General features: G+C 38.4%; 10 protein-coding genes, 1 rRNA gene and 1 other annotated feature. Of the genes, 4 read left to right on the top strand and 7 right to left on the bottom strand.

What is annotated here, in order from left to right; genetic code table 11:
* The first annotated feature begins 114 nt into the window (after window positions 1-114).
* The 3 genes from tadA (at window position 115) to ACZ11_RS26840 (ending at window position 2,490) form a co-directional block, all read left to right on the top strand.
* Entirely contained in the window at window positions 115-633 is a 519-nt protein-coding gene (gene tadA, locus ACZ11_RS00075; protein ID WP_201778483.1) for a tRNA adenosine(34) deaminase TadA, read from the top strand.
* 218 nt (window positions 634-851) lie between these two features.
* Entirely contained in the window at window positions 852-1,982 is a 1,131-nt protein-coding gene (locus tag ACZ11_RS00070; protein ID WP_049662511.1) for an SPFH domain-containing protein, read from the top strand.
* Window positions 1,983-2,247: 265 nt separating this feature from the next.
* A complete protein-coding gene (locus ACZ11_RS26840) occupies window positions 2,248-2,490 on the top strand; it encodes a TM2 domain-containing protein (RefSeq protein ID WP_236690751.1) in 243 nt (80 codons plus the stop codon).
* A 74-nt stretch (window positions 2,491-2,564) separates the two neighbouring features.
* Here the strand turns inward: ACZ11_RS26840 and serS are convergent, their stop codons facing one another.
* From serS to pdxS, 3 genes are all read right to left on the bottom strand, one after another.
* Window positions 2,565-3,845, bottom strand: coding sequence for a serine--tRNA ligase (gene serS / locus ACZ11_RS00060; RefSeq protein WP_049662508.1), 1,281 nt, complete (start codon window positions 3,843-3,845; stop codon window positions 2,565-2,567).
* A gap of 71 nt (window positions 3,846-3,916) precedes the next feature.
* Window positions 3,917-4,140 (bottom strand) — a binding site (T-box leader).
* A 49-nt stretch (window positions 4,141-4,189) separates the two neighbouring features.
* Window positions 4,190-4,753, bottom strand: coding sequence for a pyridoxal 5'-phosphate synthase glutaminase subunit PdxT (gene pdxT, locus ACZ11_RS00055; protein WP_049662506.1), 564 nt, complete (start codon window positions 4,751-4,753; stop codon window positions 4,190-4,192).
* Between the two features lies 1 nt (window position 4,754).
* Window positions 4,755-5,639: a pyridoxal 5'-phosphate synthase lyase subunit PdxS gene (pdxS, locus tag ACZ11_RS00050; protein WP_049662504.1), complete on the bottom strand. Its 885-nt coding sequence runs from the start codon at window positions 5,637-5,639 to the stop codon at window positions 4,755-4,757.
* A gap of 105 nt (window positions 5,640-5,744) precedes the next feature.
* On the opposite strand from pdxS, the gene pdxR reads away from it, so the two are divergent.
* Window positions 5,745-7,169: a MocR-like pyridoxine biosynthesis transcription factor PdxR gene (pdxR, locus tag ACZ11_RS00045; RefSeq protein ID WP_082172622.1), complete on the top strand. Its 1,425-nt coding sequence runs from the start codon at window positions 5,745-5,747 to the stop codon at window positions 7,167-7,169.
* 101 nt (window positions 7,170-7,270) lie between these two features.
* Here pdxR and asnB read toward each other — a convergent pair whose 3' ends face one another.
* The 4 genes from asnB to rrf form a co-directional block, all read right to left on the bottom strand.
* On the bottom strand, window positions 7,271-9,109 hold the full coding sequence (gene asnB, locus ACZ11_RS00040; RefSeq protein WP_049662502.1) for an asparagine synthase (glutamine-hydrolyzing): 1,839 nt from the start codon (window positions 9,107-9,109) through the stop codon (window positions 7,271-7,273).
* 167 nt (window positions 9,110-9,276) lie between these two features.
* Complete coding sequence (locus tag ACZ11_RS00035) at window positions 9,277-10,599, bottom strand: D-alanyl-D-alanine carboxypeptidase family protein (RefSeq protein ID WP_082172621.1); 1,323 nt, start codon at window positions 10,597-10,599, stop codon at window positions 9,277-9,279.
* Window positions 10,600-10,741: 142 nt separating this feature from the next.
* Window positions 10,742-12,205, bottom strand: coding sequence for an IMP dehydrogenase (gene guaB, locus ACZ11_RS00030; RefSeq protein ID WP_049662501.1), 1,464 nt, complete (start codon window positions 12,203-12,205; stop codon window positions 10,742-10,744).
* Window positions 12,206-12,503: 298 nt separating this feature from the next.
* Window positions 12,504-12,619, bottom strand: a 5S ribosomal RNA gene (gene rrf, locus ACZ11_RS00025).
* Between the last annotated feature and the right edge of the window lie 482 nt (window positions 12,620-13,101).

The raw sequence follows: 13,101 nt of genomic DNA, 5'->3' as shown, positions 1-13,101 counted from the left end.
ACGCATTGTTTATCTGTGCTAAAGCGAAGCGACAACAACGATTATACCGAGACATATTTGATAGTAGCAATTGTTAATTAAGCAAGATAAACTAAATGATAAGGAGAGATCATAGTGGATATTTTTGAAACAGACCGATTGTTTATGAACAGTGCACTGGCAGAAGCTAAGAAAGCAGCTTTACTTGGAGAAGTGCCAATAGGAGCTGTACTTGTATATGATGGAGAGATTATTGCACGAGCTCATAATTTACGAGAAACAACACAAAATGCAACGACACACGCTGAACTAATGGTTATTCAAGAGGCTTGTCAAAAGATAGGGAGCTGGCGCCTTGAAAAAACAACACTTTATGTGACACTTGAACCTTGCCCTATGTGTGCAGGTGCAATTTTGCAATCCCGTGTGCCGCGTGTTGTATATGGTGCAAGAGATATAAAAGCAGGCTGTGTCGATTCACTCTATCGCTTATTAAACGATGCACGCTTTAACCATGAATGCGAAGTAACGGAAGGTATTTTAGCCGAGGAATGTGGACAAATCTTAACCGATTTTTTCAAAGCATTACGTGAACGAAAAAAAGCTGAGAAAAAGGCGCGACAAGCTTTAGTATCTAACAATGAAGAAATTTAAAGTGAAAGAAGGCATCTCAATCTGAGAAACCTTCTTTTTTTGAATAGCGACAATTATTTTCAACAAAAGATTCTCTATTATAAAAACTGGATAGCACATTCATTATTAAATAATCCGTAAAAAATTTCATTACACATAAATTATTGACATCTATAAACTGAAAAGGGAGAATATAACTAGTTATATTCATAGTAAATAAATAGGGGGAGAGTATATTCATGCCTATTTTGGACAGAGTGAAATTCGATGGATTACGTTCGCGTGATTGGTTAATCTACAAACATCCAACAGATAAGTTAGTGTTAGGTTCTACACTTATTGTTAACGAGGGACAAGTAGCTATCTTTATAAAAGGTGGCCAAATATGTGATGTGTTTAATTCGGGTACACATATTTTATCAACAAATAACTTACCATTACTGCATAACATAGTGGATCTTGCCTATGGAGGGAAGACACCTTTTTCAGCAGAGATATACTTTATAAATCTTACGTCAAAGATGGATTTATATTGGGGGACCACTGATCCTATCCAACTGATTGACCCAAAATACTTTGTAAAACTACGTATACGAGCGTTTGGTCAACTGTCTCTTCGTCTTGATGATTATTTATTGTTCTTTACAGAAATTATTGGCTCTATGAATAAAGATGATATTGTTAGCTATGAAAAAGTACAAGATTACTTTAAAGGTTCTCTTATTACCTCCATAAAAACTGAACTTGCAAATAAAATTATTAATGAGAAAATTTCTGCACTTGAAATAACAACAGAGCTTAATAATATTTCAAATAGTTTAAAAGAAAAAATATCTAATGCATTCAGTGAGTTCGGCTTTATAATGGCCCATTTTCATATTCAATCCATCAACTTCCCAGAAGAAGATTTCGATAAAATAAATGAAATTTTACAAGATAAAGCTAAATTCGAAATTATGGGTGACAATCGTTATGTAACACAGCGTAGCTTTGATATATATGAGTCTGCGGCAGCAAATGAGAATGGTGTAGCCGGATTATTTGCTACAAGCGGGGTTGGCTTAGGGGTAGGGCAAGGCATGGTAAATATGATGAACCAACAAGTACAACAGCCTACCAATAATGTCACGCATAAAATATGTCCTTCTTGCCACGGCAATATTTCGTCTACTAGTAAGTTTTGCAATTTATGCGGTGAAAATTTAACGCGTAAGATTATTACATGTCATTCTTGTCAGGGTGAAAACGAAGAATCATCAAAATTCTGTAGCTCTTGTGGAAATAGTTTACTTAAACCGGTTTGTTCATGTGGGCAAGAACTAGATATTACTTCGAAATTCTGTAATAACTGCGGCGCTCAAGTTAAATGAATTCAATAACTGGTTATCACTTTAAAGAAAAAATAATGTCTAAAAAGAGATGCATAAAAACAATAATAATCGATTAGGAGAATTTAATATGAACAATGTTGCCTGTCCCCAATGTGGTGCACCTGCTGATGTTGAATTAGCTCAATGTAAATATTGTGGTGAAAAATTCAATTTCAGTAATAAACAGAAAGTTGCGCAACAACCAGAACCAGTTTATCAACAACAGCCTCAACCTGTCTATCAAACACAGCCACAACAAGCATTTATGTATGATGGGATCGACCCTTCTTGGCCTATAAAAAATAAAACTGTAGCAGGGGTACTTGCTATCTTTTTAGGTGGAATCGGAATCCATAAATTTTACTTAGGGAAAATTGGACAAGGTATATTGTACCTCATCTTCTTCTGGACATACATTCCAGCATTTATAGGCTTTATAGAGGGCGTTATTTACTTGCTTTCTAATGAACATAATTTCTCTGTGAAACATCGAGTTCGACCTCGCTAACCTACTTTTAAAAAATAAAAACTACTGTTGAGATTAAATTTTCAACAGTAGTTTCTTTCATTTTTCGATCCATTTTACTTTGGCGCAATTACTTCTTTTCCGCCCATATATGGTCTTAATACTTCAGGAATCACTACGCTTCCATCGGCTTGCTGATAGTTTTCTAAGATTGCTGCTACTGTACGGCCGATTGCAAGACCTGAGCCGTTTAATGTGTGTACATACTCTGGTTTAGCGTTTGGCTCACGACGGAAGCGAATATTTGCTCGACGTGCTTGGAAATCTTCAAAGTTAGAGCATGAAGAGATTTCGCGGTACATATTTTGAGCTGGAATCCACACCTCTAAATCGTACTTTTTCGCTGCTGTAAAGCCTAAATCAGCTGTACACATTTTTAGTTTGCGGTATGGTAACCCTAATAATTGCAGTACTTTTTCTGCATGACCTGTTAATAGTTCTAGCTGTTCATAAGATTCTTCTGGTTTTACAAAACGTACCAACTCTACTTTGTTGAATTGATGTTGGCGAATTAAACCACGTGTATCGCGACCCGCTGAACCCGCTTCTGAACGGAAGCAAGCGCTGTATGCTGCAAAGCCCTGTGGTAATGCTTCAACTGGTAAAATTTCATCTCGATAGAAGTTCGTCACAGGTACTTCTGCTGTTGGAATCATGAAATAATCTGTGTCATCTAATTTAAAGACATCTTCTTCAAATTTAGGTAGTTGTCCTGTACCTGTTAAACTATCACGATTGACAATTACAGGTGGTAACATTTCTTCATAACCATGCTCTTCTGCATGTAAGTCCATCATAAACGTCATTAATGCACGTTCTAAACGAGCACCAAGGCCACGATAGAATAAGAAACGACTACCAGTCACTTTAGCACCACGTTCAAAGTCAACAATTTTTAAATCTGTAGCGATATCCCAGTGTGCTTTGATGTCGAAATCAAATGTTGGAATCTCACCCCAAGTATATTCTTCTACATTATCGTCCTCTGTTGTGCCAACTGGTACAGATGCATGTGGAATGTTTGGTAAACGCATCATCATATCTTTAAAGCGCTCTTCTACATCATTTAATTGGACATCTAGCTCTTTAATTTCATCGCCAACCTGACGCATACGTGCAATAACTTCATCCGCATTTTCTTTATTACGCTTCATGATAGAAATTTGCTCAGATACTTTATTACGTTCAGCTTTAAGCTCTTCTGTTTTTGCAATTAATTCACGACGCTTTGCATCTAATTGTTCAAAGTCGTCTAAGTTTCCTAAATCCTCATTACGTGTTAATAACATTTCTTTAATTTTCGCGAAATTGTCGCGTACGCGTTTAATATCTAACATCGTCATACCTCCAGTAGATTCTTAATGATGGGAAAATATTTAGTAGAAAACACAAAAAAGCCCTCATCCCCAAAAGGGACGAGAGCTACCCGCGTTGCCACCCTAATTGACTAGACACATTGTACTTTGTCTAATCCACTTATCTCATAACGGCATTTCAGCCGGCGACAGCCTACTTCATTAACTTCGACTGCGCAACTCCAGGACGGATTCACAAGTGCTTTTATCAGCTTCCACCACCCGCTGACTCTCTAAAAAAAACGTGCTTGCTACTACTTCCCATCATCGTGTTCAGTTATTTAAATTTTATCCATACTGTACTATATGAGGTGAGATTTTGCAAGTCATACCATAGAAGATACAAAATATTCAAGAATACGTGCGTCTGATGTTAATTCAGGATGGAAGGAACAGCCTAAGAAATGGCCGTCCCTCGCTAACACGATTTTCCCTTCATGCTCTGCTAATATTTTAACACCTTTACCTACGGAAACAATATGTGGCGCACGTATAAAGACAGCCGGAATGGCAGCACCTATTTCCGGTATGTCGAGCTTCACTTCAAAGCTGTCTACCTGACGTCCATAAGAATTCCGTGCAACTACCACATCCATTACAGCTAAATGTGATTCATAATCCACTAATTCCTTTGCTAATAAAATCAATCCTGCACATGTTCCAAACATCGGTAAGCCTTGCTTTGCAAGTGTGCGGATTGGCTCCAATAGCTCATAGCGATTCAGCAATTTCCTCATCGTCGTGCTTTCTCCACCAGGCAAGACAAGTCCATCAAGATCCTCTAAATCAGCTCTTTGTTTTACTAAGACCGCTTCGCATCCGAGAGACTCTAACATTTGTAAATGCTCTCGTACTGCTCCCTGTAATGCTAAAACACCGATTCGCTTCATCTTACCAACCTCGCTCTTGCATACGTTCATTTTGACTAAGCTGTGCAATATCGATGCCTTTCATCGGAACACCTAGCTCTTTGGAAATTTCAGCAATTAGCTTGTAGTCCTTATAATGCGTAGTAGCCTCAACAATAGCACGAGCAAATTTCTCTGGGTTCTCCGATTTAAAAATACCAGAACCAACAAATACACCGTCTGCTCCAAGCTCCATCATTAATGCTGCATCAGCAGGCGTGGCAACTCCACCTGCTGCAAAATTCACTACTGGTAAACGACCAAGACGCTTAATTTCTCTTAATAATTCAAAAGGAGCACCAAGCAATTTAGCCTCTGTCATTATTTCATCCTCTGTCATACCAACTACCTTACGTACTTGCGCATTCACTTTACGAATATGGCGAACTGCCTCAACAATATTACCAGTCCCTGGTTCCCCTTTAGTTCGTAACATAGAAGCCCCCTCACCTATGCGTCGAGCAGCTTCACCTAAATCACGACACCCACAAACAAAGGGCACTGTGTAGTCACTTTTTAATAAATGATACTCTTCATCTGCTGGAGTTAATACTTCACTTTCATCAATATAATCGACACCCATCGCTTCTAGCACTCTTGCTTCTACAATATGTCCAATACGTGCTTTAGCCATTACAGGAATGGATACAGCCCCCATAACCTCCTCGACAATACGAGGATCCGCCATACGTGCAACACCACCTGCCTTGCGAATGTCTGAAGGTACTCGTTCTAATGCCATGACAGCTACAGCTCCTGCTGCCTCCGCAATTTTCGCCTGTTCTGCATTAATAACATCCATAATGACGCCACCCTTTTGCATTTCCGCCATCCCACGCTTAACTAATTCTGTACCTGTTTGATTCATGATTTCTAACCTCCACCTTTATGATGAAATTTAGTATAATTGAAATTGACCATATAAAAATATCCAGTTTATAAAATAATCATAAGGTCAGGAGAATTAATGCACATGGACATGCTATTATTTCAACTAGAAAAAAATGGTGAAAAGCCGCTCTATGATCAGCTTTATAGCGGCATTAAAGAAGCTATTATTACAAAGAAAATAGCAGTAGGAGAAAAATTACCATCAAAAAGAAAATTAGCCGATTTTTTGAATATTTCTCAAACGACTATTGAAATTGCATATGCACAGCTACTTGCTGAAGGCTATATTATGTCTAAATCTCGTATCGGTTATTTTGTAGAGGAGATTGACGAGCTTCCGTATATTCAGCAAGACATAGTAACTTCCTTAAACGAACAACCTAAGAAAAAATCGTACAAGATAGATTTTAACCCTGGTTCCATCGATATTGATGCCTTTCCTTTTCAAACATGGAGGAAATACGCGAAAGAGCTCTTTGATGATGCCTCAAAGGAACTATTACTAACAGGTGAGCCTCAGGGAGAACTACCTTTACGAACAGAGATTGCTAATTATTTATTTCAATCACGCGGGGTTGTTTGTAGTCCCGAGCAAATTGTCATCGGTTCAGGAACAGAACAGCTTCTACCAATGATTTTGCGCCTCTTTAGTGACGATACTTGCTTTGCGCTTGAAAACCCAGGATATCCAGCTGTGCATCGTATGTTTTCCCAGCATAAACGAAAAGTTTATCCAATTGCGGTCGATGATGAAGGAATTGTCATTCATGAGCTCGAAAAAACTAGCGCTGACGTTGTTTATATCACGCCATCACACCAATTCCCTACAGGAGCAGTATTATCGGCTACAAGACGTGCACAGGCTTTAAATTGGGCAGCACAAAGTTCCTCTCGATACATTATTGAAGATGATTACGATTCCGAATTTCGTTATACTGGAAAACCAATTCCTGCACTTCACGCATTAGATCGAAATGATAAAGTAATTTATATGAGTACATTTACAAAATCATTAATGCCGTCCTTGCGCGTTGCTTATTTTGTACTTCCACCAAAACTACTTGCCACTTATAATGATGTATTTAATTACTATTCATCAACAGTACCTCGTTTCGATCAACATATCGTAGCTAATTTTATGCGTGACGGCCATTTTGCAAAGCATTTAAATCGAATGAGGAAAATTTATCGAAAAAAGCATGAAAAACTTACTTCTATTTTAGAAAACTATTCTAATCAAATTAATATCACTGGTGAGCAAGCAGGAATGCATATTTTACTTGATGTACAACATTCTTTGTCTGAAAAGCAATTACAACACCTTGCTTCCAATGCGGAAATCAGAATCTATCCACTATCTGATTATCGCCTGGATCACTCAGCGCCTTCGCAAGCTCAATTTTTACTAGGTTTTGGAGGCATACCTGTACATGAAATTGAACCTTCTATCGAAAAGCTAATGAACTGTTGGGATATACAGAAAAAACACCAATCAACCTCACGTTAAAAGGTTGATTGGTGTTTCTTGTTTCTTTTATCTCATTCAGCATAATGTTTTTGTGGCGATAGCGAAGCGACAGCTACAATTACGACAAGGTGAAATTGATATTATGATTCAATTAGCTGGATATTATAAAGATCAAACCATGTATGAATTTGACCCAGATAAGCTAAAAGCTGTGGACCTGCCATTAATTGTCCATACCAAGGAACTTTGAAAGAACTGCCACCCGACTCAATTAGCTCTATTAGCTTCTGGCGCTCAAACAATTCATGAAGAATTGAATTTTTGTCCTCCATTATTTCTCTTAGCCATTTTTGAACGCCCGCTGTATAAACTGGATGATAAGTTTTAGGATACGGATTCTTTTTCCGATATAATACTTCATCTGGCAATAAATGTTGCATGGCCTTACGAAGTAAACCCTTTTCCATACCGTCTAAATTTTTCATTTCCCAAGGAATATTCCACGTATATTCCACAAGACGATGATCTGCAAATGGAACACGGACTTCAAGACTCGCCCCCATGCTCATACGGTCTTTTCGTTCCAGCAATGTTTGCATAAACCATACCATGTTCAAATAAAACATTTCACGCTGCCTTACTTCTTCAATACTCTCTCCTTCAAGATATGGTACTTCAGCAATTGTTTGTGAATAAGCCTGTTGTGCATATGATTCAACTTTTAATTTCTTACGCCATCGCTCTTGTAACATTGTTGATCTTTCAGACAATGAACGAATCCATGGAAAACCTGTAGTCGTTTCTGTAAACCATGGATAACCACCGAAAATTTCATCCGCACATTCACCTGATAGTGCAACGGTAAAATCCTTTTTAATTTCTCGGCAAAACCATAATAACGATGAATCTACATCTGCCATCCCTGGTGAATCTCTAACGATGACAGATTCTATTAAGAAATCGATCAATTGCTGTTGGGAAATTTCCTCCGCTTGGTGTGTTGTACTAAAGGTATCTGTCATTTTTTGAATCCAATACGTATCTGTTGATGTTTGAAAAGCATGTGGATTAAAGAAACGTTCATTATCCTCGTAGTCTATAGAGTACGTATGGAGTTTGCCTTTATTTTGTTGCTGAAACATGTTTGCAGCAATTCCCGTAATAATGCTGGAATCTAATCCTCCTGAAAGAAATGTACAGATTGGTACGTCTGAAACAAGCTGTCGTTCAATAGCATCCGTTAGTAAAAAACGGACATGATCAATCGTCTCTTCTAATGACTCCTCATGATGTTTACTCTGTAACTGCCAATACTGCCAAACTCGTATACCCTCTCTAGAGAAACGCATTGCGTATCCTGGACGTAGCTCACTAATATTCTGAAAAGGTGACTTTCCGGGCGTTCTAGACGGTCCTACAGCCATAATATTTGCAAGTCCTTCCGTATTAACGGTTGTTTTAATCAATGGATGAGCTAATAATGCTTTCACTTCGGATGCAAAAAGTAAGCCGTCTTGTTGTTCTGTGTAAAATAAAGGCTTTACACCTAGCCGGTCTCGGCATAAAAACAGAGACTGTGATTGTTCATCCCATATACCAAAAGCGAAAATTCCATTTAAAAATTCAACACACTGCTCTTTCCATTCAATATAAGCAGTTAATAATACTTCCGTATCTGAATGTGTTGTAAAAAGATGCCCTCGATTTTGCAGCTCTTTCCTTAATTCTTCTGTATTATAAAGCTCGCCATTATATGTAATGACATAGTTTGCACCATCATGTTCTTTCTTCATCGGTTGCTTCCCACCGATTAAATCTATGACGGCTAGCCGACGATGGCCAAATGCAATATGCTCACTACACCAAATATTTTCATCATCTGGCCCTCGTTTATTTAACGTTTGCGTCATTAACTTTAGAATTCCATTAGTTGTTCTTAAATCCTTTTGAAAGCTAGCCCATCCTGTAATGCCACACATTTAGCCACATCCTTTCGCCTAATAGCGTATGCAGTAAGGCGTAAAAATGTGAAAAAGAACACAAGATGTTTTAAAACATCTACGTGTTCTTTTGGCTTAAATTATTAATCAATTATGCCTCGGCATAATTGCGTCCGGAATCGGCTTTAACTTCTTTCGTGAAAGAATTAAAATAAGCCGCCAACAAAGTCAGTAATACCATTCCATAAGTTCCCGAAGAAGCTACCAACACCTTGGAAGAATAATGAGATGCCACCAGCACGCTCTACAGCCTCTGTAGTGACAACATCAGCTTTAAGGTCCTTACCGTCAATAAAACCGTAATCTGTGCCCTCTGAGCGTTCAAGAACTAACTTTCCGACAACGGTACCCTTCTTAACCTCTGCTTCAAGACTCTTTTTATCTAAAACTAGTTTAGGTTTATATAAATCTTTCTCAGATGACTTGACCATAAATGAAATTGGTTCTTTAACAGCAATCGCTACTTTGTTTTCTTTACCTTTCGTAACTTTTACTGTTTCTTGATCTTTAAACTTATAGTCTGCAGGAATAATTTCTTGTTTCGAGAATTGTGAGAAACCATAGTTAAACAATTTAGCTGTTTCATCGAAGCGAGCTTTTTTTGGATCCTCTCCTACAGCCTTCATAACTACAGAAATTAAACGTGTACCATTGCGCTCTGCTGTACCTGTAAAGCAATGACCTGCAAAGTCTGTTGTACCTGTTTTTAATCCGTCAACGCCTTCATATTTGTACGCTAATTCTGGCAACATATAGTTCCAGTTTACCATTTGGATGCTATCATCTGTACCTTCACGGAACGTCTTTTGTGCAATTTTAGACGTTTTTAATACGTCTGGATGATCTTTTAGTAAATGATAAGCTAATTTAGCTACAGATTTAGCAGGCATTACGTTTTCATCATTTGGTCCAGTACCAGCTGGCTGCATACCAAATAAATCTGCATTGTTAAGACCAGTAGAGTTTACGAATTTATAGCCTTCAAGACCAAGCTCTTCTGCTTTTTTATTCATTAGCTTTAGAAACTCAGTTTCAGTACCTGCAATTGTTTCTGCTATAGCGACTGTAGCAGCATTTGCAGAGTAAATTGCCATTGCCTCATATAATTCTTTAATTTTGTAAGTTCCATCTCTACGCAATGGTACGTTACTTAATGCACGGTTTTGAGACATTTTATACGTATAATCAGTTACGTGATATTCTTGATCCCATTTAACTGTACCTGCATCAATTGCATCTAATAACAGGTATTCAGTCATCATTTTTGTCATACTTGCAATACCTAGTGAAGTATCTGCATTTTGTTCATATAAAATTTTTCCTGAATCTGCGTCAATTAAAATTGCAGCATCCACGTGTAGTCCTAAATCTGTTTCTGCATTTGCCTTCGCCGGAATACCTGCTAAAACACTAAATAACAAAACAGGAATTAGGAGTAAGCGAATGACAGTGTTCATTGTCTTTTTCACCTTTTAAACCCTCCAAAAAATATTCTTGTCCTCGACATTTTATCATATATAGTAATGTCCGTGCGCACTCTCTATCATAAAAAAAATGCTCTCGTGTCATCTTTGTAGACGATTCGAGAGCATAAAGGTTGCTAGTAATATATTACATCGAATAGTTTGGTGATTCTTTTGTGATTTGTACATCATGTGGATGAGATTCACGTAGACCTGCACCTGTCATACGAATAAATTGAGCATTTTCACGTAAAAATTCAAGGCTTGCTGAACCGCAATAACCCATACCTGCACGAACACCACCGATTAGTTGATAAATTGTATCTGCTAGTGGTCCTTTGTATGGAAGACGACCTTCAATACCCTCAGGTACTAATTTTTTTGCATCCTCTTGGAAGTAACGATCTTTTGAACCTTTTTCCATAGCTCCAATTGAACCCATACCACGGTAAACCTTGAAGCGACGACCTTGGAAGATTTCAGTTTCACCAGGAGATTCAGAAGTACCTGCAAGAAGTGAACCAAGCATTACAACGTTACCACCAGCTGCTAGAGCTTTAACGATGTCTCCTGAGTATTTAATGCCTCCATCAGCAATTATTGCTTTACCAAGCTCACGAGCTACTGTTGCACAATCGTAAACAGCTGTAATTTGTGGTACACCTACACCTGCTACGACACGAGTAGTACAAATAGATCCTGGGCCAATACCAACTTTCACTACATCTGCTCCAGCTTCAAATAATGCGCGTGCACCTTCAGCAGTTGCCACGTTACCAGCGATAATTTCAAGCTCTGGATAAGATTCACGGATAGAGCGAATTGTTTGTAATACACCTTCAGAATGACCGTGAGCTGTATCGATTACTACGATGTCTACTTGTGCTTCAACAAGCTTTTCAATACGTATCATCGTATCTTTTGAAACACCAACTGCTGCCCCTACTAATAAACGGCCATGTATGTCTTTTGCAGCGTTAGGGAACTCAATTACCTTCTCAATATCCTTAATTGTAATTAATCCAGTTAGTTTACCTTCTTCATCTACAATTGGTAACTTTTCGATTTTATATTGTTGAAGAATCTTTTCAGCATCCTCTAGAGTCGTTCCAACAGGAGCTGTAATTAAATCTTCTTTTGTCATAACATCTTCAATTTTTAAAGAATAGTCAGAAATGAAACGTAAGTCGCGGTTTGTAATGATCCCTACTAATTTTTGGTTTTCCATGCTATCAACAATCGGTACACCAGAAATTCGGTATTTGCCCATTAAATGCTCAGCATCGAAAACTTGGTGAGTCGGAGTTAAGAAGAATGGGTTTGTAATAACACCATTTTCAGAACGTTTTACTTTTTCTACTTGCTCAGCCTGCTCATCGATCGACATGTTCTTATGGATAATACCGATACCGCCTTGACGTGCCATAGCAATTGCCATTTTAGATTCTGTAACTGTATCCATGCCTGCGCTGACCATTGGAATATTTAATTTAATCTTCGGTGTTAGTTGAACTGATAAATCAACATCTTTCGGTAATACTTCTGAGTGCGCTGGTACTAATAATACATCATCAAAAGTTAGACCTTCTTTGGCAAATTTAGTTTCCCACATTTTCGTAACGTCCTCCTATAGTTAAAAGAATATTAATTGTAAGATTAACAACGTGCTAAGCTACTGTCAAGAAACTTATAAAAGAAAGACAATTCAGATTTTTCAAGATGACAACACAGATAGTCTTTTCGCTCTTTTTTACACTAAGAAAAATATAGCCTTTTTTTAATTTCTTCTACATTTAATATAAATGTTAGTTAAGCTCTGTCTTATTTTAAACAAGTTTTGTGGAATTATTGATTAATTATTAAGGTTTTTCATAAAAAAAACAGCCAGCACTCAGCTGACTGTTTATATTGCCTAGCGACGTCCTACTCTAACAGGGGGAAGCCCCCAACTACCATCGGCGCTAAAGAGCTTAACTCCCGTGTTCGGTATGGGAACGGGTGTGACCTCTTTGCCATCATCACTAGACCTATTTAGTTAAAAGAAATTATTCTTTCAAAACTGGATAAACGGTGCATTGAATGTTTCAAACATTTTGGTTAAGTCCTCGATCGATTAGTATTCGTCAGCTCCATGTGTCACCACACTTCCACCTCGAACCTATCTACCTCATCGTCTTTGAGGGATCTTACTTACTTGCGTAATGGGAAATCTCATCTTGAGGGGGGCTTCATGCTTAGATGCTTTCAGCACTTATCCCGTCCACACATAGCTACCCAGCGATGCCTTTGGCAAGACAACTGGTACACCAGCGGTGTGTCCATCCCGGTCCTCTCGTACTAAGGACAGCTCCTCTCAAATTTCCTACGCCCACGACGGATAGGGACCGAACTGTCTCACGACGTTCTGAACCCAGCTCGCGTACCGCTTTAATGGGCGAACAGCCCAACCCTTGGGACCGACTACAGCCCCAGGATGCGATGAGCCGACATCGAGGTGCCAAACCTCCC

Origin of the sequence: Lysinibacillus xylanilyticus (assembly GCF_001183605.1) — a bacterium.
GTDB classification, from domain to species: domain Bacteria; phylum Bacillota; class Bacilli; order Bacillales_A; family Planococcaceae; genus Lysinibacillus; species Lysinibacillus xylanilyticus.
Note: the sequence above shows the minus strand (reverse complement) of the source record. Positions and strands in the feature narration are given on the sequence as shown.